At 71.2% G+C, this 24,985-nt stretch carries 19 protein-coding genes; 8 read left to right on the plus strand and 11 right to left on the minus strand.

All coding sequences use genetic code 11. The annotated features are described in order from the left end of the window. Window positions 1-27 precede the first annotated feature (27 nt). A complete protein-coding gene (locus tag IPJ59_RS34790) occupies window positions 28-1,500 on the minus strand; it encodes a carotenoid oxygenase family protein (RefSeq protein ID WP_293246854.1) in 1,473 nt (490 codons plus the stop codon). 150 nt (window positions 1,501-1,650) lie between these two features. Here IPJ59_RS34790 and IPJ59_RS34795 point away from each other — a divergent pair, with 150 nt between their 5' ends. Further along, the gene (locus IPJ59_RS34795) at window positions 1,651-2,646 is read left to right on the plus strand and encodes a hypothetical protein (RefSeq protein WP_293246857.1); all 996 of its coding nucleotides are present in this window, start codon (window positions 1,651-1,653) and stop codon (window positions 2,644-2,646) included. Window positions 2,647-2,662: 16 nt separating this feature from the next. Here IPJ59_RS34795 and radA read toward each other — a convergent pair whose 3' ends face one another. Beyond that, on the minus strand, window positions 2,663-4,081 hold the full coding sequence (gene radA / locus IPJ59_RS34800; protein WP_293275550.1) for a DNA repair protein RadA: 1,419 nt from the start codon (window positions 4,079-4,081) through the stop codon (window positions 2,663-2,665). A gap of 30 nt (window positions 4,082-4,111) precedes the next feature. After that, complete coding sequence (locus tag IPJ59_RS34805; RefSeq protein ID WP_293275650.1) at window positions 4,112-6,244, minus strand: TIGR04551 family protein; 2,133 nt, start codon at window positions 6,242-6,244, stop codon at window positions 4,112-4,114. Between the two features lie 116 nt (window positions 6,245-6,360). Between IPJ59_RS34805 and nagZ the strand changes: the two genes are divergently transcribed. Further along, window positions 6,361-7,497 (plus strand): beta-N-acetylhexosaminidase, encoded by a 1,137-nt coding sequence (nagZ, locus tag IPJ59_RS34810; RefSeq protein ID WP_293246863.1) that lies wholly within the window; start codon window positions 6,361-6,363, stop codon window positions 7,495-7,497. A 351-nt stretch (window positions 7,498-7,848) separates the two neighbouring features. Here the strand turns inward: nagZ and IPJ59_RS34815 are convergent, their stop codons facing one another. Genes IPJ59_RS34815 through IPJ59_RS34825 form a run of 3 tightly spaced genes read right to left on the minus strand, consistent with a single transcriptional unit; the run spans window position 7,849 to window position 9,859 of the window. Continuing rightward, window positions 7,849-8,943 (minus strand): hypothetical protein, encoded by a 1,095-nt coding sequence (locus IPJ59_RS34815; RefSeq protein ID WP_293275551.1) that lies wholly within the window; start codon window positions 8,941-8,943, stop codon window positions 7,849-7,851. A 50-nt stretch (window positions 8,944-8,993) separates the two neighbouring features. Continuing rightward, entirely contained in the window at window positions 8,994-9,503 is a 510-nt protein-coding gene (locus IPJ59_RS34820) for a hypothetical protein (protein ID WP_293246869.1), read from the minus strand. A 20-nt stretch (window positions 9,504-9,523) separates the two neighbouring features. Then, on the minus strand, window positions 9,524-9,859 hold the full coding sequence (locus IPJ59_RS34825) for a hypothetical protein (protein ID WP_293246872.1): 336 nt from the start codon (window positions 9,857-9,859) through the stop codon (window positions 9,524-9,526). 142 nt (window positions 9,860-10,001) lie between these two features. Here IPJ59_RS34825 and IPJ59_RS34830 point away from each other — a divergent pair, with 142 nt between their 5' ends. Next, on the plus strand, window positions 10,002-11,687 hold the full coding sequence (locus tag IPJ59_RS34830; protein ID WP_293275552.1) for a bifunctional metallophosphatase/5'-nucleotidase: 1,686 nt from the start codon (window positions 10,002-10,004) through the stop codon (window positions 11,685-11,687). Window positions 11,688-11,745: 58 nt separating this feature from the next. After that, window positions 11,746-12,753, plus strand: coding sequence for a hypothetical protein (locus tag IPJ59_RS34835; protein WP_293275553.1), 1,008 nt, complete (start codon window positions 11,746-11,748; stop codon window positions 12,751-12,753). Here IPJ59_RS34835 and IPJ59_RS34840 read toward each other — a convergent pair. Next, entirely contained in the window at window positions 12,720-13,226 is a 507-nt protein-coding gene (locus tag IPJ59_RS34840; protein ID WP_293275554.1) for an HIT family protein, read from the minus strand. The genes IPJ59_RS34835 and IPJ59_RS34840 overlap by 34 nt on opposite strands. A gap of 99 nt (window positions 13,227-13,325) precedes the next feature. On the opposite strand from IPJ59_RS34840, the gene IPJ59_RS34845 reads away from it, so the two are divergent. Continuing rightward, the gene (locus IPJ59_RS34845) at window positions 13,326-15,473 is read left to right on the plus strand and encodes an SUMF1/EgtB/PvdO family nonheme iron enzyme (RefSeq protein ID WP_293246884.1); all 2,148 of its coding nucleotides are present in this window, start codon (window positions 13,326-13,328) and stop codon (window positions 15,471-15,473) included. A 1-nt stretch (window position 15,474) separates the two neighbouring features. After that, window positions 15,475-16,227, plus strand: a complete 753-nt coding sequence (locus IPJ59_RS34850; RefSeq protein WP_293246887.1) for a hypothetical protein — start codon at window positions 15,475-15,477, stop codon at window positions 16,225-16,227. Between the two features lie 13 nt (window positions 16,228-16,240). Here the strand turns inward: IPJ59_RS34850 and IPJ59_RS34855 are convergent, their stop codons facing one another. Together IPJ59_RS34855 and IPJ59_RS34860 are read right to left on the minus strand one after the other, a co-directional pair. Further along, on the minus strand, window positions 16,241-16,528 hold the full coding sequence (locus tag IPJ59_RS34855; RefSeq protein ID WP_293275555.1) for a hypothetical protein: 288 nt from the start codon (window positions 16,526-16,528) through the stop codon (window positions 16,241-16,243). A gap of 11 nt (window positions 16,529-16,539) precedes the next feature. After that, window positions 16,540-18,144, minus strand: a complete 1,605-nt coding sequence (locus IPJ59_RS34860; RefSeq protein WP_293275556.1) for an alkaline phosphatase family protein — start codon at window positions 18,142-18,144, stop codon at window positions 16,540-16,542. Window positions 18,145-18,209: 65 nt separating this feature from the next. On the opposite strand from IPJ59_RS34860, the gene IPJ59_RS34865 reads away from it, so the two are divergent. Beyond that, window positions 18,210-19,463: a DUF4056 domain-containing protein gene (locus IPJ59_RS34865; RefSeq protein WP_293275557.1), complete on the plus strand. Its 1,254-nt coding sequence runs from the start codon at window positions 18,210-18,212 to the stop codon at window positions 19,461-19,463. Between the two features lie 42 nt (window positions 19,464-19,505). On the opposite strand, the gene IPJ59_RS34870 is transcribed toward IPJ59_RS34865, so the two are convergent. Continuing rightward, a complete protein-coding gene (locus tag IPJ59_RS34870; RefSeq protein WP_293275558.1) occupies window positions 19,506-21,155 on the minus strand; it encodes a hypothetical protein in 1,650 nt (549 codons plus the stop codon). Between the two features lie 343 nt (window positions 21,156-21,498). On the opposite strand from IPJ59_RS34870, the gene IPJ59_RS34875 reads away from it, so the two are divergent. Next, window positions 21,499-23,685: a laminin G domain-containing metallophosphoesterase family protein gene (locus IPJ59_RS34875; RefSeq protein ID WP_293246902.1), complete on the plus strand. Its 2,187-nt coding sequence runs from the start codon at window positions 21,499-21,501 to the stop codon at window positions 23,683-23,685. 53 nt (window positions 23,686-23,738) lie between these two features. Here the strand turns inward: IPJ59_RS34875 and IPJ59_RS34880 are convergent, their stop codons facing one another. Continuing rightward, on the minus strand, window positions 23,739-24,983 hold the full coding sequence (locus tag IPJ59_RS34880; protein ID WP_293275559.1) for a DUF4215 domain-containing protein: 1,245 nt from the start codon (window positions 24,981-24,983) through the stop codon (window positions 23,739-23,741). Window positions 24,984-24,985 lie beyond the last annotated feature (2 nt).

The following is a 24,985-nucleotide window of genomic DNA, read 5'->3' on the forward strand; positions in this document are numbered from 1 at the left end:
TTCAGGGACAGGTGAGCGCGTGCTGGCTCAGGCTGGGATCCACGTGCCGTGGAAGCCCAGCGGGCTGTGGTGCGGCATGTGGAGGCGGCAGATGGTTCGCAGGTCGGCGGCGTCGAGGACCAGCAGCTCGCCGGTGTGGTGGTGCGGGTCGTAGCCCATCGCCAGCAGCCAGCCGTCGTCCTCGGCGCGGCTGTGCGGGCGGGGCACGAAGATCGGCTCGCCCGTGAGGTGGGGGTCGAAGTCGCGAAACAGCGAGCTGCGGGTCTCGGCGTCGACCTTGAGCAGGCCGGTGCTGAAGGGGGCGCGGCGCTGGAGCGGGCTGCCGATCGACCAGCTGTAGCGGTGCGGGCGGGTCCAGTGGGCGGGGTTGATGGTCGCCAGCTCGCCGCCGTGGTCGCTGAGCTGGCGCTCCTCGACGCGCCCACTGCGGTTGTTGCGGGTGTCGAGGATGAAGCGGGTCAGGCGTGGGTTCGGGAGCTCGTCGGGCTTGCCCTGCAGCTGCTTGCTGACGACGCCGGCGCGGGGCAGACGGTCCATGCGGGCGGCGTCGACGATGATGTGCGGGCCGTCCTCGAAGGCGTTGGTGAAGTGGAAGATGAAGCAGGGGCGGGCGGTGAAGCTGCGGACCTGGGTGCCGCGGCGCGGGAGCACGAGGATCTGGGTCGGGCCGGGGCGCGTGTGGAGGGTGTCGGCGGGCGGGCGCAGGCCGAGCAGGAACTGCGGCAGGTCGAAGGCGGTGGGCGTCAGGAAGAAGACGCGGTGGTGGGCGGTGAGGGTGAAGTCGTGCATGAAGCCCATCGCGGGCAGGACGAGGCGCTCGCGCTGCACGCAGGCGCCGGCGCCGTCGAGGCGGTAGAGCATCAGGGCGGGCTGGCGGCCGGCGACGACGCCGAAGTTATAGAGGTCGCCGGTGTCGGGGTCCTTGCGGGGGTGGGCCGAGTAGGGCAGCTCGGGGGTCATCCAGCGCTCGAGCAGTGAACGGTCGTTGCGCAGGGCGCCGCCGAGGTCGTCGCGGGCGAGGGTGTCGAGGCTGTGCGGGTCGATGCGGTGGGGCAGGCCGCCCTCCCACAGCGCGTGCAGGCGGCCGGCGTGCATGACGACGGAGGTGTTGGCGGCGTTCTTGAAGCGCAAGCGCAGGAGGTTCTTGTGGAAGCCGCCGGGGATGTTGGTGCCGAAGTTGCGGAACAAGATCTTGCGGGCGGACTCCTCGGCGAGGAACTCCCGCGTGCGCACGTAACGGTTGCGATAGGCGACGCCGTGCGGCGAGAACTCGAAGCGGTTGAGGTGGCCGTCGCCGTCGAAGGGGTGGCCGTAGCGCTGGCCGTGGATCTCCATGCGGCCGGGGCCGTTGCGCACCAGCACGCCGCGCAGCTCCGGCGGCAGGGTGCCCTCGACCACGGGCAGCGTGGTGTCGACCTCGTCGAGGACGGGCTCGTTCGAACGGAGGTAGACCTCGGCGAGGTCGAGCGGCGTGTTCTCCTGTGCGCTGGCTGCGGACACGAGTTGGAGCCATAGTCCGTGGGCCGAGAAATTGCCAGGGCGTGGCCTGTGGGGCCGGAATTGGCTGTGCAGGCGAGGCGGCGTACGCGTTCGCGGGCCGGGTGGCTCAGGGCTCGCCGGCCCGGGGGTCTGTGGTAGCGTACGCGGCCGATGCGAGGGCTTCGAAAAGCGGTGTACTGGGGCGTGTTCGCGGTGCTCGCGGGCTGCAATTACGAGAACCCTGGTTTCAAGGTGAAGGGCTCGGACGACGGGGCGGGCGCGAGCGAGACCGGGGTCAGCGTGAGCGGCGCGAGCGAGGCCAGCGTGAGCGGCGTGCCGACCACGGGTGAGCCGCCGGACTCGACGACGGGGCCCGGGACTTCGGTGACGACGACGACCGGCGTGGCGGAGAGCAGCGGCGGCGAGGTCGGGAGCACCGGTGACCCGCCGCCGAAGTTTCCCGCGCAGTGTGGGGCTGACAACCGGGAGCGCGTCGATTTCGTCGTGGCCGCGGACACGTACTTCTACTTCAACGTCAACGACATCGGCCAGTGCGAGGACGTGCAATACCCATGCAAGGACACGAGCGCCGGGCTGTCCGGTTATCAGAACGTGTTCAACCGTGACGGCTACATGAGCTTCTTCGTCGTGCGCTTCGAGCCGCAGGCGGTCGAGTACATGGGCTACAAGGTGCCGGCGGATGTGGTGACCTTGACGCTCCAGATGTTCATCGAGAACCTTGACGATGGCATCCCCGGAGACGTGATTCTGATCCCGAAGCGACTGGCGCCGGAGGACAAGGGCTGGCCCGAGGGCGACAACTACGGGCTGGAGGAGTGCACGCTCGGCGACTCGTCGTACGCGTGCCGCAAGTGCAAGGCGAACACGAGCTGCGCCGAGGAGTGGGTCATGCCGATCGGGGATGTGGTTGCCAGTCCGATGGTCGTTGGCGACGCCCTCGCGGTCGAGACGCCGCTCGACGGCGCGATGAAGGACATGGCGATCAATGCGTCGACGGAGCTCGCCCTGCTGGCGAAGGGGCACCCGGGCTTCTTGATCATGGCCGAGGCTCCTGTGTACGAGGGGACGTTGATCATCAAGTCGAAGGACACGGGGGACGAGATGTACACGCCACGTCTGTTCGCCGAGTTCTGTCGGCCCGACTAGGGCGTGCGGGAGGCGCTCAGGCGAAGCCGAGCTCGATCGCCTCGGCGACGCTGCGGGCGAAGCGGAGCTCGACGGAGGCGCCGAGGTGGAGGCTGTCGAGGCTGTCCTTGAGGGCGCGGGCGGCCTGTTTGGGGGCGGCCGGGAGGATGACGCGCTTGAGGCCGAGGCGGGCGGCCTCCTGCACGCGGGTCTCGCTGCGGGGGACCGGGCGGAGCTCGCCGGTGAGGCCGATCTCGCCGAAGGCGATGGTGCCGGGGGCGAGTGGTTGGCGGCGGTGGCTCGAGGCGATCGCCAGGAGGACGGCGAGGTCGCTGGCTGGTTCCGACAGGCGCATGCCGCCGACGACGTTGACGAAGACGTCCTGGTCGAGGACGAAGAGGCCGGCGTGGCGGTCGAGCACGGCCATGAGCATGGCGAGGCGGATCGGGTCGACGCCGACGCAGGTGCGGCGCGGGTTGCCGAAGCTGGCGGCGAGGAGGGCCTGGACCTCGAGCAGCAGCGGGCGTGAGCCCTCGAGGGTGGCGGTGACGCAGGAGCCGATCGCGGGGGCTTCGCGGTGGGTGAGGAAGGCCTCGGAGGGGTTGGCGATCTCGCGGAGGCCGTCGCCGCGCATCTCGAAGACGCCGAGCTCCTGGGTGCTGCCGAAGCGGTTCTTGGTGGCGCGCAGCAGGCGAGTGGCGCGCTCCTCGTCGCCCTCGAAGGAGAGCACGGCGTCGACCAGGTGCTCGAGCAGGCGGGGGCCGGCGAGCTGGCCGTCCTTGGTGACGTGGCCGACGACGACGACGGGGACGCCGTGGTGCTTGGCGAAGGCGACGAGCTGGCTGGTGACGGCGCGGATCTGGGTGATGTTGCCGGGGAGGCCGTCCTGGGCGGTGCTGTAGACGGTCTGGACCGAGTCGACGATGACGGCGCCGAGTGGGGGTTGGCCAGCAGCCCCGCGTATGCGATCGGTGGCCTGGGCGAGCACCTCCTCGATGCGCTGCTCGGCCATCAGCAGGAGGTTCTTGTGGCTGGCCGCGAGTCGGGCGCAGCGCGAGCCGACCTGGGCGATCGACTCCTCGCCGCTGGCGTAGAGGACGATGCCAGTGCGGCGGGCGAGGCCGACGCTGGCTTGTAGGAGCAGGGTCGACTTGCCGATGCCCGGCGGGCCGCCGAGGAGGACGACGCTGCCGGGGACCAGGCCGCCGCCGAGGACGCGGTCGACCTCGGCGAGGCCGCAGGGGCGGCGGGGCTGGCTGTCGACCTGGGTCTGCGCGTCGGTGGAGGCGACGACGACGGAGCTGCCGGCGGGGCGCTCCCCGGGGTTTGGCGGCGGGAGCTCCTGCTCGATGCTGTTCCAGGCCTCGCAGCTCGGGCACTTGCCGAACCAGCCGGAGCTGACGGCCCCGCAGGCCTGGCAGACCCAGCGCTGCGCGGCTCGCTTCGGCTTGCTCATCGGCTCACCGGCGCATGCATCGGGCCATCGCTAGAACTTGATGCCGATCTGGGCCTGGATCGACTGGGCGGCCTTGGCGTCGCCGCCGTTTTGCGCGGACGGGTACGCGTTGGGGTCGCGGTTGAAGGCGCCGAACGGGAACATCACGCCGTATTGCAGCTGCACGAAGATCGGCTCCTGCTGGTCGTGGTAGCGGAAGGCGGCGTCGATCTCGAGGCCGTAGTTGTTCTTCTGGCCGAAGGTGGCGAGGCGCTGGTGGGCGATCGCGTATTCGATGTCGAGGCGGCCCGAGAAGTTGTTGTCGAAGAAGTAGAAGGCCAGCCAGGGCTTGAAGTAGGCGGCGTTGGAGGCGGTGCCGAGCAGCTCGCGGAACAGCAGGAGGTCCTGCATGTAGGCCGGGTTGAAGCGGAAGTTGGTGAAGCGGCTGTCGGCGCTGTCGGTGATCCGCGGGCTCTGCGGGTTGAAGCTGCCGCTCGGGTCGCCGCTGGCGAAGCCGTGGTCGAGGCCGAGGTGGAAGCGGTCCTTGAACAGGCCGTACTTGAACTCGAGGGCGTAGCCGAGCTGCAGGAAGCCGCGACGGGTGAGGTTGTTGCTGTTGATGCGGGCGTAGTCGAAGCCGGTCTCGCTGGGGCCGCGGGTGAGGTCGCGCTCGTACATGCGGCCGACGACGCCGGAGGCCTCGAGCTCGACGCGCAGGGTCTTCCAGTTGACGCGGGCCCAGATGTCCGGGGTGAGGATGAGGGCGCGGCGGCGCATCAGCAGGTTGGCGTAGTTCTGCAGGCCGCTGTCGCCGACCTCGTCGAGGTCGCCGTTGCCGAGGGCGGCGCCGTGGCGGCCGAGGCCGTCGTCGGTGTTGCTGTCGCCCCAGCTGGGGTTGGTGCCGAGGCCGTCGCCGATGCCCGGGCTGCCGGTGACGCGGTCGACGGCCTGGCTGCGCAGCCACACGATGGCGCCGTAGTTGACGACGGGGCGGCCGAGGGCGAGCTTGCGCTGCAGCATCGCCGGGTCGTCGCGGCGGAGGATCGAGGCGCGCCACTGGTAGACGTTGTCGTAGCGCTCGGCGCTGAAGTCCTGGCCGACCCGGTTGCCGGAGTTCCAGGCCGAGCCGAGCAGCTGCGAGGTGGTCGGGCCAGTGGCGGCCCAGTCCCACGAGAGCTCGAGGGTGTGGGTGTTGCGGCGGTCCTTGCCGAAGTCGAAGCCGAAGCGCAGCGAGTCGACGGAGTCGCCGTAGTCCATGTCGAGCTGGCGGACGATGTCGGACTTGTCGCCGCGGTAGTAGCCGTTGCCGTCGTTGGCGACCAGGCCCATGCCCCACATGTGCGGCATGCGGCCGAACTTGATGTCGAGGCCCCAGCCGAAGCGGATGTGGCCGTACGCGCGCTTGACGACGATGCTGTCGGTGAAGCCGTTCTGGCCGGCGGAGGGCGGGTTCTGGGTGCGGGAGAAGACGTCGAGGGGGGCGAAGGGGGAGTCGCCGAGGTAGGAGTCGGGGGTGGAGCCGAGGACGAGGTTGTCGAGGGCGTCGATGGTCGCGTGGACCTTGATGGTGTCGGTGATGTGGAGCGTGGGCTCCATGCGAAAGCGCATGTTGGCGCTGCCGAAGCCGTTGTGTCGGCCGCAGCGGCGGCCGGCCTTGACGACGTTGACGCCCTGGGCGACCAGGGCGCCGTAGCAGTTGGCGTCGTTGCCGGCGATGGTGGTGGTGGCGGCGGCGGGCTGGCCGTCGATGGTCTCGTTGGCGACGGCGGGGGGCGGGAAGAACTTGGTGCCGGTCGAATCGCTCTGGCTGTAGGTGCTGCCGATGGAGGAGCCGTTGCTCTTGCCGAGGCCGAGGTCGAGGCGGTGGAAGTAGTCGGCGCGCATACGCATGTAGCCGTGGACCTCGAACAGCTGCAGCTGACGCAGGCCGCGGGGCTGCGCCGGCACCGGCTCGATCGGCTGGAGCGCCTGCTTGTCCTTCGGCGCGGCCTCGGCGGGGCCTTCCTTCTTGTCCTTGCCGCCGCCGCCGGGGCCCTGCTGCATGCCGCCGCCGCCCATGCCACCCATGCCGCCGCCGCCCATGCCGCCCATCGGTCCCTGTGCGTACACCGAACGACCCGAGCAGAGGATGAGCGCGAGGAGGCCGAGCGACGGAGCGGCGGTGCGAGGCGTGAAGGTCGGCATCGGCAAGGCGCCGGACGCTAACAACCGCGCCCCAGGGCGTCAACCGCAGGCTTGGGCCTCGCGTGGGGCAGGACGGGAGTTTGCACGGGGCGACGCGATTCCCTACTGTGCCGGCCATGACGAGCCTGTGGCAGCCAGGTCAGCTCCTCTTCGCGGGATTTCAGGGCACCGAGTTGCCGCGTGAGCTGGCCGAATTGCTGGCCGCAGGGCGCATCGGCGGGGTGATCCTGTTTGCCAGGAATATCGGCGAGCCGACGCAAGTACGGGCCCTGACCGCGGCACTGCACGCGGCGGCGCCGCCCGAGGCGCCGCTGCTGCTGGCGATCGACCAGGAGGGCGGGCGGGTGCAGCGGCTGCGGCGGCCGTGGACCGAGTGGCCGCCGATGCGTGCGCTCGGCGAGCGCGACGAGCTAGCGACGACTGCCGCTGTCGCGGCGGCGATCGCCCGTGAGCTGGCCGACCTCGGGATCGGCCTGGACTTCGCGCCGGTGGTCGACGTCGACACCAACCCGAACAACCCGGTGATCGGCGACCGCAGCTTCGCACGTGCGCCCGAGCGGGTGGCTCGGCACGCGTCGGCGTTCATCACCGCGATGCAGGCGGCCGGCGTGGCCGCGTGCGCCAAGCACTTCCCGGGGCACGGCGACACGCTCACCGACAGCCACCTCGAGCTGCCGCGTCTCGAGCACGACCTGGACCGCCTCCGCGAGGTCGAGCTGCCGCCGTTTCGCGCCGCGGTGGCGGCCGGGGTCGCGTCGGTGATGACGGCGCACGTGCTGTTCCCCCGCCTCGACCGCGTCCGCCCGGCCACGCTGGCGCCCGAGGTGATGCAGCTGCTGCGCGGCGAGCTCGGCTACGACGGCGTGGTGTTCAGCGACGACCTCGAGATGAAGGCGGTCGCCGACCACTTCAAGCCGGAGCCGCTGGTGCGCGGCTGCCTCGAGGCGGGCTGCGACGGCGTGCTGGTGTGCAGCCGCATGGACCTGACGCTCGAGGTGCTGCGCCTGCTCGAGCGCACGCCGGACTCGCTGCTCGAGCAGCCGCTGCGGCGGATGGTGGCGATGAAGCAGCGCTACGCGCCGGCGCATCGCCGGCGGGCGCTCGGTCAGCCCGAGCCGACGGCCATAAAGCCGGGGCTGGTGGTCGACCTGTTCGCGGCGCCGGAGCTGCTGCGCACGCCGGAGCCGGTGGTCGAGACGCCGCCCTACGCGGAGCACGCGGAGCTGGCGGAGCGGCTGCGCCGCGATCGCTGATCGCAGCGCCCGCGGCCGGAACGACAGCGGCCAGGAGGCGCGATGCATGCCCCCTCTCGGGGCCGGAACGACAGCCTCCCCAGGAGGCGCGATGCGTGCCCGCATCCAGTTCGCCCCGTCGCCGAGGTTCGCCGTCTTGCTGGCCGTCCGCCCCTCGCCGGCCACCATCGCCACGAACTTCGGCCCGCAGTGTCCCGGCGCCGGTCCCCACTTCGCCCAACAACTGCCTGTCGTGGAGCGCCAAGGACCCCAACTTCGGCAACGTCGGCGAGTCGTCGCAGACGATGCTGGGCAAATATATCGGCGTGGGCGTGCCCCCGGGGGTCGGCGTTGCCGGGGCCCGGCGGGCCTTCAGTAGCTGGCGCCGTGGAGGGTGACGCGGAGGCGCTTGAGGGAGAGCGAGCCGCTGCCGCCGGAGGGCTGGACCTGGACGGCCTGGAAGTCGTCGCCGGGGAGGAAGCAGTCTTGCAGGTCGACGCCGGTGGCGTGGATGGACCAGTCGTTGGCCATCATGCCGTAATCACCGCACTTGGTCTTGGCCTCCTCGACGAAGAATTCGACGGAGGAGCCGACCGAGTAGCTGCGGCCCTCGACGCACACGGTCGCGTAGGTGTAGTTGAGGCCGACCAGGCCGAAGTAGACGCGGACGGCCTTGTTGGTGCCGTCGAGCAGGGCGACGGTGCCGATCTGGTCGTTGATGACCTTGGCGTTGTTGAACAGGTCGACGGCGTAGGGCCAGTTCTTGCCGGCGGGGGCCCACTGCGCCTCGCCCCAGCCGGGGGTCGGCGAATAGCTGTAGGTCGGGTTTGATACGGTGAATGCGTTGGAGTAGTCGATCTGGAACCACACGCCGTCGCCGTCGTTGCCGCAGGCGTCCTTCGGCTGGGCCGGGGTCTTGACGCAGTTGGCCTCGCAGCCGTCGCCGTTGACCTGGTTGCCGTCGTCGCACTGCTCGCCGGGGTCCTGCTTGCCGTCGCCGCACTTCGGCGCCGGCGGGCCGCACAGGCCCTGGGCGCACATGAGGCCGGGGTCGCAGCTGTCGCCCGGGCCGCAGGGGCAGCCGTCCTGTCCCTCGGGACAGGCGGGGCCGGTGCTGCCGCTGGTGCTGCCGTCGCTCGCGCTGCCGGCCCCGGTGCTGGTGCTGCCGTCGCTGGCGGCCGCGCTCGTGCTCGTGTCAGCGGCGCTGGGATCGCTGGTGTCGCTGGCGTCGCTGCTGGAGGTCGGCGTGCCGGTGGCCTCGGTCGCGCTGGCGCTGGCGGGGCCGGTGGTGGGCCCGGTGGTGGGCTGGGCGGTCGTGGTGGGCGTGGTGGCGTGGCCGGTGTCGGCGGCCTCGGTGGTGGCGGTGGGGTCCGAGGGCTGGCTGCTGAAGCTGGCGGAGCCGGTGTCGCTGGAGTCGCCGCAGGCGGGGATCGTGAGGAGTAAGAGCAGTGCGCGGGGGGCTCGCATGGCCGGGCTTATACGGCGCGGATCAGCGCGGCGCAAGCGGCGAACTCGGGCTAAACTACCATGAAAGGCTCGGTCTCGTAGGAGCTGCCGGCCAGGGTCAATTGTATCAAGTGCTCGCCGACATTGTTGGCATGCAGCTCACCGAAGGGGAAGCTCGATTCGCCGGGGGGGATCGACCAGGGCTCGTCCGGGCTGTAGGAATCGGCCGTATCACCGCCAGCGAACGCCTCCTGCAGGGTAAACAGCGACTCCAGGCGCACCGTCTTTTCGCCATTGTTCACGACCATGGTCTGGCCCGAGATCTCCTGCGTGCGCTGGTAGATGAGCTCCCCGACCTTGAACAGGGCGACGATGAGCGCGAGGTCGCGTTTCGCGGTCTGCGGGCTGCAGGCCGGGATCGGGAGCAGGGTGACGGCGATCAGGCCGCTGCCGAGGCGGATCAGCCCGCGCCGCGAGGGGCGCAGGTGGCGTCGTCCGGCCGCGTCGCAGGGAGCGAGGTCCCTCAGGAGGTTGTGTCGCAGCTGGGCTTGGTCGCCGGAGTGGAGGTCTCGCCGTTTCATGGGTCGCTTCGTCCTGGCAATCAAGGCCCCGTGCTCGAGCTCGACGGAGCTTCACATACGCCGGCGTGACAGACGGTGCCGGGCTCACATACGCAAGCGCCGTTGCAGCCGTCGGGGCCGCAGGGCTTCCCCTCGCATTCGGTGTCGCAATCTTCGCACATGTCCGTCTCCGGGTCGTACCGCCCGAACTCTGGATCGCAGACGCAGTAGCCGTCGATGTCGCGGTACTGCGTGTCTGGATCGGGGCAGGCCAGGTCCGAGACGTCGTGCTTCACGATCGTCTCGGAGCGGCAGCCGAGCAGGAGCAGGCAGGCGGCCAGGCGCAGCGCATGCATGCGTTGGGGAGCGGAGCGCATGGCGAGAGCCTGAGCGATGCTACGTTGGCACGGAGGAGGCGGTCAAGCGCGGCCCGGGGCGCGGGCGGCGTCGGCGGCGGTGATTCATGGCGGGTGCGCGTGTTAGGGTCGCGGTGTGCCAGGCCGTGCGCGAGCAGCAGCTGTGGACCGCGGGGCTTGGGCTTGGCTGCTGTCGGCGCTGCTCGGGGCCTGCGCCGGAGGCGAGGCGCCGGCGAGCGCGCGGGTCACGATCTCGATCGTCGGCACCAGCGACCTGCACGGGCACGTGCGGGCGCTGCCGCTGCTCGCGGGGCACCTCGCGGGGCTGCGCAGCGAGCGGGTGGCGGACGGTGGTGCGGTGCTGCTGGTCGACGCTGGGGACATGTTTCAGGGCACCCTCGAGTCCAACCTCGAGGAGGGGGCCAGCGTCGTCGCGGCCTACGCGGCGCTCGGCTACGACGCGGTCGCGGTCGGCAATCACGAGTTCGACTTCGGGCCGGTGGGGCCGCGTGCGACGGCCCGCGAGCCCGGTGACGACCCGCGCGGTGCGCTGCTCGCTCGCATGGCGGAGGCGCCGTTCCCGTTCCTGTCGGCGAACCTGCGGCGCGCGGGCGGCGAGGCGGCGGGGCTCGGCGTGCCGTCGGTGGTGATCGATCGCGCGGGGGTGCAGATCGGGGTGATCGGGGTGACGACCGAGGCGACGCCGCACACGACGATCGCGGCCAACTTCGTGGGGCTCGCGGTGACGCCGCTGGCCGCGGCGATCGCAGCGGAGGCGGCCTCGCTGCGGGCCCGCGGTGCGGCGCTGGTCGTGGTCGTCGCGCACGCGGGTGGTCGCTGCACGGAATTCGCGGACCCCGACGACCTCTCGAGCTGCGCGGAGGGCCAGGAGATCGTGGCGGTGGCGCGGGCGCTGGGGCCGGGTGTGGTCGACGTGATCGTCGCCGGGCACACGCATCAGGCGATGGCGCAGCGGATCTCCGGGATCGCGGTTGTGCAATCTTATGCTCTCGGGGTCGCGTACGGGCGCGTCGATATCACGGTCGATCGCGGCGTCGGCGTCGTCGGGGTGAAGATCCATCCGCCGCGTCGGCTGTGCACGGACCCGGCGGCGAGCCCGGAGGCGGGGTGCGTCTCGCTCGACGATCGCGGCCTCGCGGTCGCGCCAGATCCGTCGCTCGCGCGGGTCATCGCGCCGGCGCTGGCCCGCGCCGACGAGCTCCGCGGGGTCCCGCTCGGTCCGCGTCTGGCCCTGCCCTTCGTCGCGCGGCGTCGCGGTGAGAACCCGCTCGGCAACCTCTTCGTCGATCTGATGCTGCGGGCCAGGCCGGACGTCGACGCGGCGATCCTCAACGGCGGCGGGCTGCGTGCCGACCTGCCGGCGGGGCCGCTGCGCTACGGCTCGCTGTACGAGGCCTTCCCCTTCGACAATCGCTTCGCGCGCGTGCGCCTGCGGGCGGAGCAGCTGGCGGCGATGTTCGTGGTCGGCTTCACGGGCTGGCCCTTCCTGTCGCTCGGTGGTCTGACGGCGGAGGCCCGCTGCGAGGGCCCGAGGCTGGTGGTGACGCTGCTGCGCGATGGCCAGGCGCTCGCGCCGGAGACCGTGCTCGATGTGTTGATGAGCGACTTCCTGGCGACGGGCGGTGACCGGGTGTTCGCGGTGCTCGGTGAGTCGGGGCCGGCGGCGGTGCTGGAGGACGACCCGCCGCTGCGCGAGGCGATCGCCGAGCAGCTGCGGGCGATGGGGGCGGTCGAGCTGGGGCCGGCGAGCTTCCACGAGCCGGCGCGGCCGCGGCTGCGCGTGCCCGGCGAGCTGCCGCTGCGTTGCGGTGATTCGTCGGCGCAGTGAGCAGCGTGACCCGCCTGGGCGATTGACCATTCGTGGCCACTCGCGGCAGGCTCTCGCGGTGCGGGTCACGACGGCGGCGCTGGGGCTGATGATCGTGGCCTGCTCGCGGCCGTCGCCGCCGCTTGCGAGCCCGCCAGCGCCGCCGACGATCGTGGAGCCGCCGGTGGAGTCCGCGGAGCTGCGGGCGCCCGATGTGATCGAGGAGCTGGCGGCGCGCGGCGTGTATCACGACGACTTCGCCCGGGCCGAGCTCTATACGTGGACGACGGCGGAGCAGGTGACGGCGCTGCGGCGAGATCGGCGATTGTTGGTCGCGGAGGGCGGGGCGGGGATGGGGCCGTCGCCGTATCTGCGCGGGCTGACAGCGGTGGCCGAGCGGGGCGGGGCGGGGCGCGAGCTGGCGGCGCTGTTGCTCGAGCATCCGGCGCTGCGGCGGCGGCGATATGCGTGGACGAGCCCCTTTGCGACCACGATGGGGCTCGGGCCGGTGCGCTATGGCGACGCGCTGATCCGGGTCGAGCTCGCTCCGCGGGCGCTGCTGCTGCGCTTTCGCCCGGGCGACGCGGAGCCGTTCGTGGCCGTGGACCTGCGCGGGGCGGCGGTGCCGATCGCGGAGCTGCTGGCGGATCCCGGGCGGCTCGGGGCCGTATATCACGTGCGCGACGGGCCGCGCGACGAGTTGCCGTTTCGCGAATATGTGCTGTGCAACGAGGCGATGGTGCTCGCCTGGTCGGTGGCGACGCCGGAGATCCGGGCCCAGGTCGACGCGGACATCGATCTATTGACGCGGCTGGCCGCGGGCCCGCTGGCGGCGCTGCCGGAGTCGGCGCTGCGCTCGTCGTCGGCGCCCGCGTGGGTCAGCGCGCGCGCCGGGGCGCTGCCGCTCGATCACTGGCAGGCGAGCCTCGCGTTCGACAACCTGCGCTACCGCCCGAGCTCAGGGAACATCGCGGCGATCGTGGCGACGCTGCGGGGATATGACGGGCGCGGTGATCCGCTGACGCAGGGTGGCATGATTCCCGCGGCTGCAGATCAGGGGGCGCAGGCGTCCCAGACCTCGCGATAGCGCTGCTGCAGCTCGGCCCATTCGTGGGCCTCGCCGACCAGCACGCCCTCGGCCCAGCTGAACACGTCGGCGGGTCGGTCGTCGGCCTGGAACAGGGGGATCACGTGCATGTGCAGGTGCATCGAGGTCTGGACCAGCTCGCCGGCGCTGCTGCCGACGGAGGCCATGTAGCAGCGCAGGGGTCGCAGGGCGCGCTCGACCACGCGGGCGGCGTGGTGGGCGACGTGGGTGGTGCGCGACCAGACCCGGGCGTCGACGCCGGAGAAGGTGGTGACGTGGAGCTTCGGGATGACCATGACGTGGCCCCAGCGCCGCACGTAGCGGGGGAGCATCACGAGGATCTCGTCGTCCTCGTGGACGACATGGACCTCGCCGACGCGGCGCTGGAGGATCGCGCACATCAGGCAGGGCGGTCGACCGCCCTCGTCGACAATGCGCTGCAGCGCCTCTTCGCGGGAGATCAGGGTGGGCACGGGTCAGTCGCGGGGGACGCTGGCGCGGTGGATGATCGGGGGGTAGGGCGCCGGTGTCAATGTGGGGCTGGGCGGGCCGGGGCGTGATAATCTGCGCCGATGTTGCGTCTGCGTCCGGAGCTCGGGGTCTTGTGCGTGGGCCTGGCCTGCACGCCGCACGAGCGGCCGCAGGAGCCGAGCTCGCCGTGCGCGGCGGGTATGGTGTTGATCGATAGCGACGCGCTGGGGTCGTTGGGGGTGCCGCGCTTTTGCATGGACGTCATGGAGGTGACGACGGCGGCCTACGGGGCGTGCGTGCAGGCGGGCGTGTGCACGGCGGCGCTGGGGGGCGGCGTGGGCTGCAACCTGACGCGGGCCGATCGCGGCGATCATCCGATCAACTGCGCGAGCTGGGAGCAGGCGCAGAGCTTCTGCGCGTGGGCGGGGAAGCGGCTGCCGGACGACGCGGAGTGGATCGTGGCGGCCCGGGGCGGCTCGGGCAATCAGCTGTATCCGTGGGGCAGCGCGCCGCCGGACGCGACGCGGGCGTGCTGGGATCGCAAGCAGGCGGGGACCTGCGCGGTGGGCAGCGCGCCGGCGGGGGCGAGCCCGGCGGGGCTGCAGGACCTGATCGGCAACGTGGCGGAGTGGACCCGCGGGCGCGACCAGGACATCGGGCGGCGCGGGCAGCTGCGCGGCGGGAGCTGGCAAGATCGTACATATCAGCAGCCGATCGACGAGCGCTTCGCCGACTCGGCGCGCGACGAGCCGAGCGAGGCGGCGAGCGTGGCGAGCGGGCTGCGCTGCGTGACCTCGCCGCACACCGCGGTGCCAGAGATCGACGACAGCGCCTGGACGCCGCAGGCGTTGACGCCGACGCCGGACGGCGGCCTGCCGGTGCTGGCGGCGGCGCCCGTGCGCACGCCGCCGACGCGTCCGCTGGCCAACTTCACGGCGTTGCAGCGATCGCCGGGGGTGGCGGACAGCTTGTGGCCGATCGGTGAGGGATATGTCGCGCTCGACGTGGCGGTCGCCAGCGCGATCGGGCTCACGGACCCGCTGCATCGCCCGACCTTCCCGACCTCGCTGCAGACCTTCGAGGTGCTGCGCTCGCTCGGGGCGACGGTGCTGATGAGCCACGGCTCGTGGAACGAGCGCAAGTACCTCGCGCTCGAGCCGGGCAGCTTCAAGATCCGCTGGCAGGCCGATCTCAAGAGCCGCAGCTACGAGCAGGTGGTCGCGCCGCGCACTCTGGTGGTGCAGGCCTACGGGGCCGAGGTCGACGCGCTGGTGGCCTTCGCGCTCGACAGCGGGCGTGAAGTGTGGCGAATGCCGGGTGGAGCCGATGCGGCGTTCCTGCGGGTGCGGCGATTGTGGCTCGACGGGGAGCGCGGATATCTGCTGGGTGACCGCGGGCTCGCGGCCTTCGACACGGTGACGGGCGCGCTGCTGTGGAGCGGGGTGGCGGTGGCGACGGGCTGCGGGGTGGCGTCGGCGGAGGACCGGCTGGTGGTCGAGGACCCGGGCGCGGGTCACCGGCGGATCGACCCGCAGACCGGGGCGACGCTGTCGCATATCGTCGGGGCGCGCGGCGAGTGTCAGTGGGACACGGGCACGTGGAGCGGCACGGCGCCGGGGGTGATCGAGGGCGACCAATTGTTGGCCTTCGATCCGCCGAACGCAGACCAGGTGGCGACGCTGCGGGCCTTCGATCTCCAGACCGGGCTCGAGCGCTGGCGTCGCGCGCAGCTCGGGGTGGAGCTGTTGCTGGCGGATCACGACGCGGTGTACGTCGCGCGGGCGCCGGAGCTGCTCACGGCGCTGGACGCTGCCAGCGGAGCGACGCGCGCGGAGGTGTCGATCGGCTCGGGGTATACGGCGACGGTGGAGCCCGGGGGCGGGGCCGCGGGCCCGCTGGTGGTGGTGGAGGCCGAGCTCGCGGGTACGTGGATCCTCGGACGCGCGGAGCAGCCGGCGGTGCCCGAGGCGTACACGATCCGCGGGCGACTGGTGCCGCAGGGGATCTCGCGCAAGCGGGTCGCGAACGTGCCGGTGCGGGTCGGTGAGCGCAGGGTCCGGACCGACGTGACCGGCCGGTTCGAGGCGCGCGGCAAGGCGGTCGGTGCGGTCGGGGTGGCGCTCGGGACCAACGTCGGACCGGACCAGGGCGGGTCGCGGGTCCGCTTCGAGGCCAGCGCCGTGGTGCTGACGGGGCAGGGCCGCTACGAGCTGCCGGACATCGATCTGCGCGAGTGGGAGCTGTACTGAAATGTTGGCATCGCGACGTGGCTTCGTCGGGGGCTCGCTGGGCTCGCTGATGGCGTTCGGGCTGCTCGAGTCGCTGTGGTCGCGCGAGCTGCTGGCGGCGGGCGGGCGGGCGCGCTTGGGGCCGTGGTTCGCCGAGCTGGGGGCGCGGACGCGGGAGCTTCGTGGTCGACAGCTGCGCGACGTGGAGTTTCAGGAGCGGCTGGGGGCGCTGCTCGGTCGGGTCGATCTTGCGGAGCTCGAAGAATTGATCGACTTTGACGCGGTCGATCGCCGGCTGGGCGCGCCGGGGCGCGGGCGGGTGACGCAGGATGTCGACCTGCGGGCGGTGCCGGGCGTGCCGACGGCGACGGAGTTCGGGCGCCGGCTGTTCGCATGTCGGTCGGGGCGGGCGATCGTCCCGCACGGGCATCACGACATGTGCACGGGTTTCGTGGTGTTGCGCGGGCGCTGGCGCGGGCGGCACTATGATCGCGGTGAGACCACGCGCGAGCATTGTGTGCTGCAGCCGACGATCGACCGCAGCTTCGGGCCGGGCGAGGGGTCGACGATCTCCGACCATCGCGACAATGTGCACTGGTTCGTGGCGGAGACGGACACCGCGTATCTGTTCAATGTGCACGTGGCGGGTTACGATCCGGAGCTCGGCGGGGCGCCGGGTCGGATGTACGTCGATCCCGCGGGCGAGGTGCTGGCTGGCGGGGCGATCTGGGCGCCGCGCATGAGCTCGGCGGCGTGCCACGCGAAGTACGGCTGAGGCACGTGGGCCGTCAGGGCGGCGCTGTCGCGACCCCGGTGGCGGGGATCAGCGCCCCGCAGCCGGCGCAGGTCGGGGGATCGCGGATCACCGCCACCACCGGGCCGATGCCGAGCATGTAGGCCATCATCAACGGCAGCGAGACGACATAGTCCCCGGCGAGGAAGGGGACCGCCGGGAGCATGAGGATCGGGATGAAGAAGTAGGCCTTCCACCAGCGGCGCATGGCGGGCGAATGTTCGTACTCGACCTCCACGTCGCGGTCGCAGCGGACGCAGTGCTTGGCGGACGACCTTGCCATCGCTGGCGACGCTAGCACGGCGCGGGTGACGGGGGCGAGCGGCGGCGGGGGTGCGCCCGGACGACGCAGGCGAGGGCGATGAGGAGGCCGAGGCCGTTGGCGACGGGGAGGACCAGGGCGGCGAAGTAGGGGAAGAACAGGAGATTCGGCGGTGGCAGCGGGAAGCCGAGCTGCCAGCCGAACGCGGCCGGGTGGGCGAGGGTGAGGAGGGTGCCGGCGAGCGAGAGCACGCCGAGGTCGAGGAGGAGGGCCGATAGGTCGCGGCGTACCAGGAGGTGGAGGCCGACGGCGGCGGTGGTGCTGAGGATGGCGAAGGTGAGGGTGAAGCCGATGAAATCCTCGCGGTGGGCGATCGAGCTGAGGTCGAAGCTGCCGCGCAGGACGACCTGGATGCTGTACAGCGCGAGGTAGAAGAGGACCACGAAGGCGAGGCCGAACAGGGCGGGGCGTGGTCGGCGGTGGCTGCGGGCCTGGACGGCGAGCAGGACGGCGAGGGCGGTGAGGACGGGTGAGGCGTTGCGCAGCTGACGGGCGCGGTGGTGGGCGTAGAAGCGGTCCCAGCTGCCGTCGCTGGCGGGCAGCCAGCGGCGCAGCTGGGCCTGGTTGGCGGCGCGGAAGCGGTCGATGCTGCGTCGGCGGTCGTCGAGGTAATCCGGGGGGAAGGCGGCGGGGTCGACGATATCCCACAGGGTCTCGAGGTCGTCGTCGCCGGCGCGCATTTCGGCCGGGAAGGGCAGGGCGAGGAGGAGGGCGAGGGCCGGGGCGACGCTGGTGGCGTGGAGGGGGCCGGGGGTGTCGAGGTGGCGGACGCCCGGGCCGGCGAAGCAGGTGAGGACGTGGGCGACGCGGTCCTGGCGGCCGCCGTGGCCGCCGCGCAGGGTGTGGCCGTGGTCGGCGGTGACGATGACGAGGTCATGCTGGAGGTCGAGGGTGTCGAAGAATGTGTCGAGTTCGCGGTCGACCCGATCGACGGCGGCGTGATACTGCGGCGAGGCGGCGCCGAACTCGTGGCCGGTCTCGTCGACGTAGAGCGGATGGATCAGCCGCAGCTGCCGTGGTGAGGCGGGCGGTGCGAGGGTGAAGTAATTGCTGGCACGATCGGCGGTGACATAGCGATCGAAGCCGCGGACGAACAGCTCGCCCCACCACGGCAGCTCGCTGATCGCCGAGACCGACATGCCGGCCGCGCGCGCGAGCTCCCAGATCGATGGTGCTGCGACCGGACCGCTGTCGTCGGGGCCGCGGACGCCGTTGCGGTCCGCCTCGAGGCCGGTGGACAGCACGGCGTAGACCGGGCGCGAGAGGGGCAGGGAGCCGACGTCGGTGTCGCGGCACTGCCCGTGCGCCTGCAGGCGCGCGAGGGCGGACATGCTGCGGGCCTCCGCCAGGCCGAGGCCGTCGACGACGACCAGCGTTGCGCCGCGCGGCCGCCGCAGTGGCGGGGAGGCGAGGCTGTGCTGAGATATGGGGTCCGGGATGTGGTCGTCGACGTGGACGGTGTAGAGACCCGCGGGGGCGGAGAGGCGAGCGCCGTAGTTGAGGCCGAGCGCCAGCGGCAGGCCGATGCCGGGCGCGCAGCAGGCGAGGAGCAGCCAGATTCGCGGTCGCGGCGGCATCGCGGCGGCGAGCATAGACCGACCCGACGTGCGCATTGCGATAAATGAGGTAATTGCCGCCTCGCATGCCAGCCTGGTCGATCTGCCGCGGTACCGTTGCGCTCGCCTCGCTGCTGCTCGCGGGTCCGGGCTGCGCGCCGCACTGGAGCTCGGCGCTGCTGGCGAACAGCGAGCAGGTGGCGCGGGCGCTGGGAGATTCGGTGGAGCTGCGGGCGAGCTTCGACCCGGCGTCGGTGCCGGACATCGACCCGCCGACGCGGCTGCGGCCGTGCTGCGCCTTCGGCCAGGACCTGCGGGCCAAGCTCGGGCCGGTGCCGGTGCCCTTCTTCGAGCAGGAGAACATCCTGTCGCCGCGCGAGGTCGGGCCGCATGGCTACGACAAGGGCGACCTGAAGCGCGAGCACAACGGTCTCCTGTACACCTGCCGCGGCGGCTTCATCGACCTCGCGCACGTGCGCGACAACGCCGATCGTACGCTGTATTTGGCGATGCAGGTCGCGCGTGCGCTGCCCGGCGGGCTGACGCTCGAGCTGCCGGAGGAGGGGACGCTGCGGCGGCTCCGCTTGCAGGCGCTGCCCCCGGGGCTGCTGGCGCGGGAGGGGCGGTGGACCACGGCGACGGCGATCGCCAGCTGGGTGAACTATCAGCTGTCGATCTGGCACGAGGTGGTCACGTGGTACGGCTGGGAGAGCATCCCGGGCATCTCGGAGCGGGTGTCGGCATTCTCGCCGGAGGACATGTATTCGAACGTGCTCGGCACCAACCTGGCGGCGGGCATCATCACCAATCGTGAGGCGCGCTCCCGCGATCAATACGACGAATCCATGGAGGCGTGGATCGGCGAGGCGCTGCGGCGGCTGGGGGCGGTGGACAAGGCGCAGGCGCGGGCGGCGATGGCCGCGGTCGACGGGTTATGGTGGGACTCGAGCAAGCGCGTACCGGACTGGCAGCTGGTGACCCGCCGCTATGTGGACATCGATCCGCCGCTGTCGGGCTGGCTGGTGGCCAGGGCTCTGGCGCAGGACGGCGACTCGCGGGTCGCGCGGATGTGCCGCGGGCAGCCGCCGCCGCTGTCCCTGCGGGTGCCCCAGCGGATCGGCAATATCGACATCGCGGAGCTGGCCACGGTCGAGCTCGAGTTTGCGGGCTGGCTGCCCAAGCAATTCCCCCTGCCGGCGAAGCAGGGGGACCTGGTGACCCAGGCCGAATTCGCGGCGATCGTCGCGGACATCCGGCGCGCCGGGGCGGAGCAGCTCGGGCCGGGTTTCGACCGGCCGGGCGTGGTGAAGCAGGCCGGCGCCGGGCCGGCGAAGCGGTGAGGCGCCGCTCGGCCCGTATGGATGGGGGCGATCAGGCGGAGATCAGGGCTCGCAGCTGACGGTGAAGTCCGAGAAGCAGGCGCTGACCTGCGATTTGGTGTACATGGCGAACTCACCGCTCAAATAGGTGGTGTCCATGAAGGTCTTCTCGGCGATCAGCATGTTGTTGTTGGCCTGGGTGACCTTGATCGTGATCTCGCCGGTGTCCTTGTGGGTCAGCTGGAAGTCATAATTGGTGTTGTCGGCCCAGCCGGTGGTGGTGAAGTCGTCGACGGCGACCAGCAGCTTGGAGTTGGCGGTGTCGGCGGGCGCGTGGAGGTCGATGCAGGCGAGCGGGTTCATCATTGCGTCCTGCACGTCGACGACCTTGACCTGCATGCCGGCGGGCACGTCGATGTTGCCGCAGGTGGTGGCGACCTGGGGCAGCTGCTTCCAGGTGAACACGTAGAAGTGCGAGGTGTCCTGGATGCCCCACATAAAGCCGATCCAGTCGTCGTCGGAGGCGGTCTTGACCCCGAAGGTGCCGTTCAGGGTGGCGTTGTTGAGCTCCCAGCCGCAGAACAGGGCCGCGGCCTTGGCGTTCAGCGTCTCGCACAGCTCCTTGGTCTTGTTGTCCCACGCCCAGTTGGACACGGGGTCCATGTTCTCGGGGTTGACCTCGTGGGGGAAGTCGTAGACGGTGCAGATCTTGGGGTCGAGGGTGAGGCTCTGGCCCTTGACGAACACGGTGACCGAGTCCGAGGCCATGTTGCCCTCGCCGTCGTTGACGTCGACGGTGTATTCGGTGGCCCCCATGGGCGAGGCGTTGGGGTTCTGGATCGCCGGGTTGTCGAGGGTCGCCGCCGGGGTCCAGGCGTAGCCGTACATGCCGTCGCCGCCCGTCGCCACCGCGTTGAGGCCGACCGGCATGTTGGGGTCGATGCAGAGGCTCGGGCCGGCGTCGACCGTGAGCGCGTCCCAGCACTTGAGGCCGGTGTCGTCGCAGCCGAACTCGCAGGTCGTGATGTCGTCCATGGTGCCCTGGGCGTTGCACACGTGGAGGTCGTCGCCGTCGCAGCTGGCCGCGTCGGGGCTGCAGGCGCAGTCGACGTGGACCTCGGCGTTGGCGTCGGAGCAGTCGGTGCCGGGGTCGACCCCGGGTGGCGGGTTCATGTCGCCGTAGCCGTCGTCGTCGTCGTCCTTCTCGCAGGCGGTGTCGGAGTCGTTCTCGGCGGCGCCGGGGTAGGTGTTTGGGCCCTGGTCGTCGCAGTCGTCGTCGTTGGGGACCGCGCCAGGGAACATCTCGGGCATGCAGTTGGCCGGGTTGCCGTAGCCGTCGCCGTCGGCGTCCTCGCACCACATGCCGCCGCCGGTGTCCGAGTCGGTGACGGTGGCGGTGGCGGTGTCGGTGGCCGAGGCGGTGTCGGTGGCGGTGACGGTGTCGGTCGCCGAGACGGAGTTGGACTCGGAGTTGGAATTCGAGTTGGTCTCGGTGGCGGAGGCGCTGACCGACTCGGAGTTGGAGGCTTCGGTGGGCTGGCTCGCGGACTCGGTGGCGGACGCGGACTCGGTGGCGCTGGCGCTCTCTGCCTGGCAGGCGTCACCCTGCTGCCAGGCCCAGCCGTCGTCGACGCAGTTGCCGCCGCAGCCGGCGAGCGCCAGGACGCCGATCCCCGTTACACCGATAGTCGCGCTGAACCATGTTTTTATCATCCGACGATGGTCCGTGTTCGCGGCGCGGGAGGTCAAGCGGGAAAAAAGCGCGCAAGCGAACATTTTGAGCTGCGGCGCGGGGCGCTACCTCAGGCGGGGCGCGGGTGCGCGCGGCGCCACAGGCCGGGGAGAATGGCCGGTACGATTATCATCGTACTTTCGACGAATCGGCGGGTCAGGGAGCTACGGAAAGTGCGGGTATCGTGGGGCTGGCGCGGAGCGGTGATTCGGCGGCGATGCTGGTGGTTGCGGAACAGGCTTGTGGTCGACGCACACGAAGCGATGAAATCATGCCGGCGATCGGTGCTTGTACATCGCTCGCCGTTGGTCGCATCATCGCCGCGTGCTCCGCTCCGTTCGCCGCGTCGCCCCCATGTTGCTCCTCGCCGCACCGCTCGCCTGCGGTGACAGCTCCGTCGCCACCGTGAGCACCGGCGCCGAGGCGGGCACCACGGCGCAATCTTCCTCGGACGGCGGCACCGCGGCGCCGCTGCCCACGGGCACGGGCACGGGCGATCTCCCCGGGACGAGCACCGCGGGCGACCCCAGCGGCGATTCGAGCGGTGGCACCGGCCCGGCCCCCGACCTTTGTGCTGAGCTCCCGCCGCTCGCCACCAGCGGCCTCGTATTCTCGGGCGACAGCCGGGTCGCCATGGGCCTCGCGCCTGGACTCGGCCTCGAGCAATTCACCCTCGAGACCTGGGTCCGCCGCGATGGCCCGGGGAAGCTCGCCAGCACCGGCGTCGGCGGCCTCAAGCTGGTCCCGCTCATCACCAAGGGCCGCGGCGAGAGCGACGGCAGCGACGTCGACTGTAACTACGCCTTCGGCTTCCTCGGCGACGTGCTCGCCGCGGACTTCGAGGACATGGCGACCGGCGCCAACCACCCGGTGTACGGCAAGACGGCGGTCCCGCTCGGCAGCTGGCACCACGTCGCCGCCACGTATGACGGCAGCACCTGGCGCCTCTACCTCGACGGCCTGCTGGACGCCGAGCGGGCGGCCGACGCCGTGCCCCGCTTCGACTCGATCCAGCACTTCGGGCTCGGCGCCGCCTTCAACTCGACGGGCGTCCCCGCGGGCGGCCTGCACGGCGCCCTCGACGAGGTCCGCGTGTATCGCCGGGCCCTCGCCGCCGCCGAGATCGAGGCGACCATGAATTCCTCGAGCCCGGCGCCCCGCGACCTCGTCGCCCACTACCGCCTCGACGCCGCCGACAACGACGCCCGCGACCTCGTCGGCGACGCCCCGGGCACGATCGACGGCGCCAGCTTCGAGCTCCCCGGCGCCGTGCTCGACCGCGGCGGCGCGGCGGTCCTCGCCGATCCACGGACCATGGCTGCCGGCGGCGATACCTACACCCTGCTCGTCGATATCAGCGACCCCGAGGGCGACCCCGTGGAGGTCGAGTTCTTCGCCCGCGCGCTGACCCCCGCGGACGACTTCACCCTCGTCGCCCTGCCCGACACCCAATATTACACCCGCAACGCCGACCCGCCGGACCGCCCCGAGCCCGACGACCCCGAGCTGTTCAAGGCGCAGACGCGCTGGGCCTGGGACAACCGGGCGCTGCGCAACGTCGTCGGTTTGTTCCACCTCGGCGATATCATCAACAACTCCGACGAGGACGTGCAGTGGCAGCGGGCCAGCAAGGCCATGGCGATCCTCGAGGACACCAGCGATCCGCAGTACCCGTTCGGGCTGCCCCACGCGGTCAGCTTCGGCAACCACGACCTGTACCCCAAGGACGAGCCCGAGGCCACCGCCGTCGCCAACAGCCACTTCGGCGTCGACCGCTACAAGGACCGGCCATACTACGGCGGCAACTTCGACGGCGACAACGACGAGAATTTCGTCATCTTCCAGGCTGGCGGCCTGCAGATCGTCGTCGTCAGCATGCAGTTCAACCCGGCGCCGACCCCCGAGCTGCTGGCCTGGGTGCGGAGCGTCTTCGAGTCGCACCCGCGCGCGATCGGCATCATCGCCACCCACTATGTCGTGACCGGGGGGGGCAACTTCAGCCCGCAGGGTGCCGCGTTGTGGGACGCGCTGAAGGACATCGACAACCTGCAGCTGATGGCCTCGGGCCACGTCGCCCAGGCCGCGCGGCGCAGCGACGAGTTCGCGGGCAACGTGATCCACTCGATGCTGTCCGACTATCAGCGCAGCGCGCCCGACCCCAACAACCCCGAGCAGCCGATCGTCGTCGAGCAGTCGCTGACCAACGGCGGCCACGGCTACATGCGCATCTGGCAGTTCGAACCGTCGCGCCAGAAGCTCTACGTCGAGTCCTACAGCCCGAAGAACGACGCGGCCTACACGGACGAGCAGAACGAGTTCGAGCTCGACGTCGACATCCTCGGCGCGGGTGGCCCCTTCGTCTCGCTGGGTGTGGTTCCGGCCGTGAACGGCACCGCCAGCGTCGAGCTCCCCGGCGTGGCCGCGGGCAGCGTATTTGAGTGGTACGCCGTCGCCCGCGATTGCTCGCACAGCACGACGCTCGCGCTGCAGCAGATCGACCTCAGCCCCTGACGGGGGGCGCGGGCGCCAGGCCGCGTCTCACGATCGCACGCGCACTCGCGGTGTCACTTTGCGGCGACGAGGTCGAGGGTGAGGCTGCTCTTCTTGACCGCGTTGGCGGGGTCGTCGGGGCCGACCGGGTCGATGACACAGACGTACCACTGCCCTCCCGCGAGGGTGCCGATCACCGCGTTGGGATCGTAGGGGTCGGTGTTGCTGCCGGCGTCGGGGGTGATCTGGCAGGTGCCCTTGTCGCACACGAGGTTGGCGTTGGGCGCCACGCCCTCGCCGACGGATTCGGCGGGGCTCGGCATGTAGAGGCCGTCGGTGCGAAAGAGGAGGTGGGTGTTGGCGAGCAGCGAGGCGTCGTGGCCCCCGGGCGTGCTGTCGAAGGCCGACTGCTCGATGAAGCCGGGCCGGCTCATGAGCAGCACGGTCTGGGTCTGCTGGCCCCGGACGTGGGTGAGGAAGATCGCCAGGTGGCCGACGGTCGGGTGGACGATGGGGAGGTCGACGAGGATGTTGTAGACCACCAGCGGGTAGTCGTTGGCGAGCTGGGTTTCGAACCGGAGGCACTCCTGGGCGAGGCTGATGTCCTCCGGCTTGGTCGCCTTGAGGATCGGGCGCGTCACCTGCACGGCTTGCATCTGGAGGCGATTCAGGGTCTTGCAGGTATCGGTGCAGATCGGGTCGTCGAGGAGCTTGGGCTCGCAGTCCTCGAGCAGGCCGCGCTTCGGGTCGCCCTTGAGGTTCACGTCCTTGTCGCCGCAGACCGCGACGGCCATACAGTCGCTGCGGCAGTCGTCCCCCTTGCTGGTGTTTCCGTCGTCGCAGACCTCGGTCGCCGCGTGGACGAAGCCGTCACCGCAGGCCGGGGCGGCGCACACGGAGGTGCAGTCGTCGGTGTCGTCGGAGTTGCCGTCGTCGCAGGGCTCGACGCCGGTGCGGACGAAGCCGTCGCCGCAGATGGCGTCGAGGCAGAACGAGGTGCACGCGTCGGAGTTGTCGTCGTTGCCGTCGTCGCAGTCCTCACCGGGGTCGACGACGGCGTTGCCGCAGTTCGGGCCCGGTCCGCTCGATCCGCCGGTGCTCTCGGTCGTCAGGGTGGTGGTCGCCTGGGCGGTGGTCGGCTCGATGGTTGTCGGGTCGCCGGATGTGCTCGCGCTCGTCACCAGGCCGCTGCTGGCGGAGCCGACCTCCGTCGCCTCGCTGGTCGCCGCGGTGGTGGTGAGGTTGTCGCCGCCGAAGCCGGGGGTGTCGAAGCTGCAGCTGACGAGCAGGAGCGTGAAGAGGGTGAGTCGGCCGGTCATGG

The sequence above is a fragment of the Nannocystis sp. genome, from assembly GCF_016714285.1.
Classification (GTDB): Bacteria; Myxococcota_A; Polyangia; order Nannocystales; family Nannocystaceae; genus Nannocystis.

What these genes read in the sequence shown, in the direction of transcription:
- IPJ59_RS34795 (WP_293246857.1), top strand. Translation starts at nt 1,651, where the DNA reads ATGCGAGGGCTTCGAAAAGCGGTGTACTGGGGCGTGTTCGCGGTGCTC.
- radA (WP_293275550.1), bottom strand. Translation starts at nt 4,081, where the DNA reads ATGAGCAAGCCGAAGCGAGCCGCGCAGCGCTGGGTCTGCCAGGCCTGC.
- IPJ59_RS34805 (WP_293275650.1), bottom strand. Translation starts at nt 6,244, where the DNA reads ATGCCGACCTTCACGCCTCGCACCGCCGCTCCGTCGCTCGGCCTCCTC.
- nagZ (WP_293246863.1), top strand. Translation starts at nt 6,361, where the DNA reads ATGACGAGCCTGTGGCAGCCAGGTCAGCTCCTCTTCGCGGGATTTCAG.
- IPJ59_RS34815 (WP_293275551.1), bottom strand. Translation starts at nt 8,943, where the DNA reads ATGCGAGCCCCCCGCGCACTGCTCTTACTCCTCACGATCCCCGCCTGC.
- IPJ59_RS34820 (WP_293246869.1), bottom strand. Translation starts at nt 9,503, where the DNA reads ATGAAACGGCGAGACCTCCACTCCGGCGACCAAGCCCAGCTGCGACAC.
- IPJ59_RS34825 (WP_293246872.1), bottom strand. Translation starts at nt 9,859, where the DNA reads ATGCGCTCCGCTCCCCAACGCATGCATGCGCTGCGCCTGGCCGCCTGC.
- IPJ59_RS34845 (WP_293246884.1), top strand. Translation starts at nt 13,326, where the DNA reads ATGTTGCGTCTGCGTCCGGAGCTCGGGGTCTTGTGCGTGGGCCTGGCC.
- IPJ59_RS34850 (WP_293246887.1), top strand. Translation starts at nt 15,475, where the DNA reads ATGTTGGCATCGCGACGTGGCTTCGTCGGGGGCTCGCTGGGCTCGCTG.
- IPJ59_RS34855 (WP_293275555.1), bottom strand. Translation starts at nt 16,528, where the DNA reads ATGGCAAGGTCGTCCGCCAAGCACTGCGTCCGCTGCGACCGCGACGTG.
- IPJ59_RS34860 (WP_293275556.1), bottom strand. Translation starts at nt 18,144, where the DNA reads ATGCCGCCGCGACCGCGAATCTGGCTGCTCCTCGCCTGCTGCGCGCCC.
- IPJ59_RS34865 (WP_293275557.1), top strand. Translation starts at nt 18,210, where the DNA reads ATGCCAGCCTGGTCGATCTGCCGCGGTACCGTTGCGCTCGCCTCGCTG.
- IPJ59_RS34870 (WP_293275558.1), bottom strand. Translation starts at nt 21,155, where the DNA reads ATGATAAAAACATGGTTCAGCGCGACTATCGGTGTAACGGGGATCGGC.
- IPJ59_RS34880 (WP_293275559.1), bottom strand. Translation starts at nt 24,983, where the DNA reads ATGACCGGCCGACTCACCCTCTTCACGCTCCTGCTCGTCAGCTGCAGC.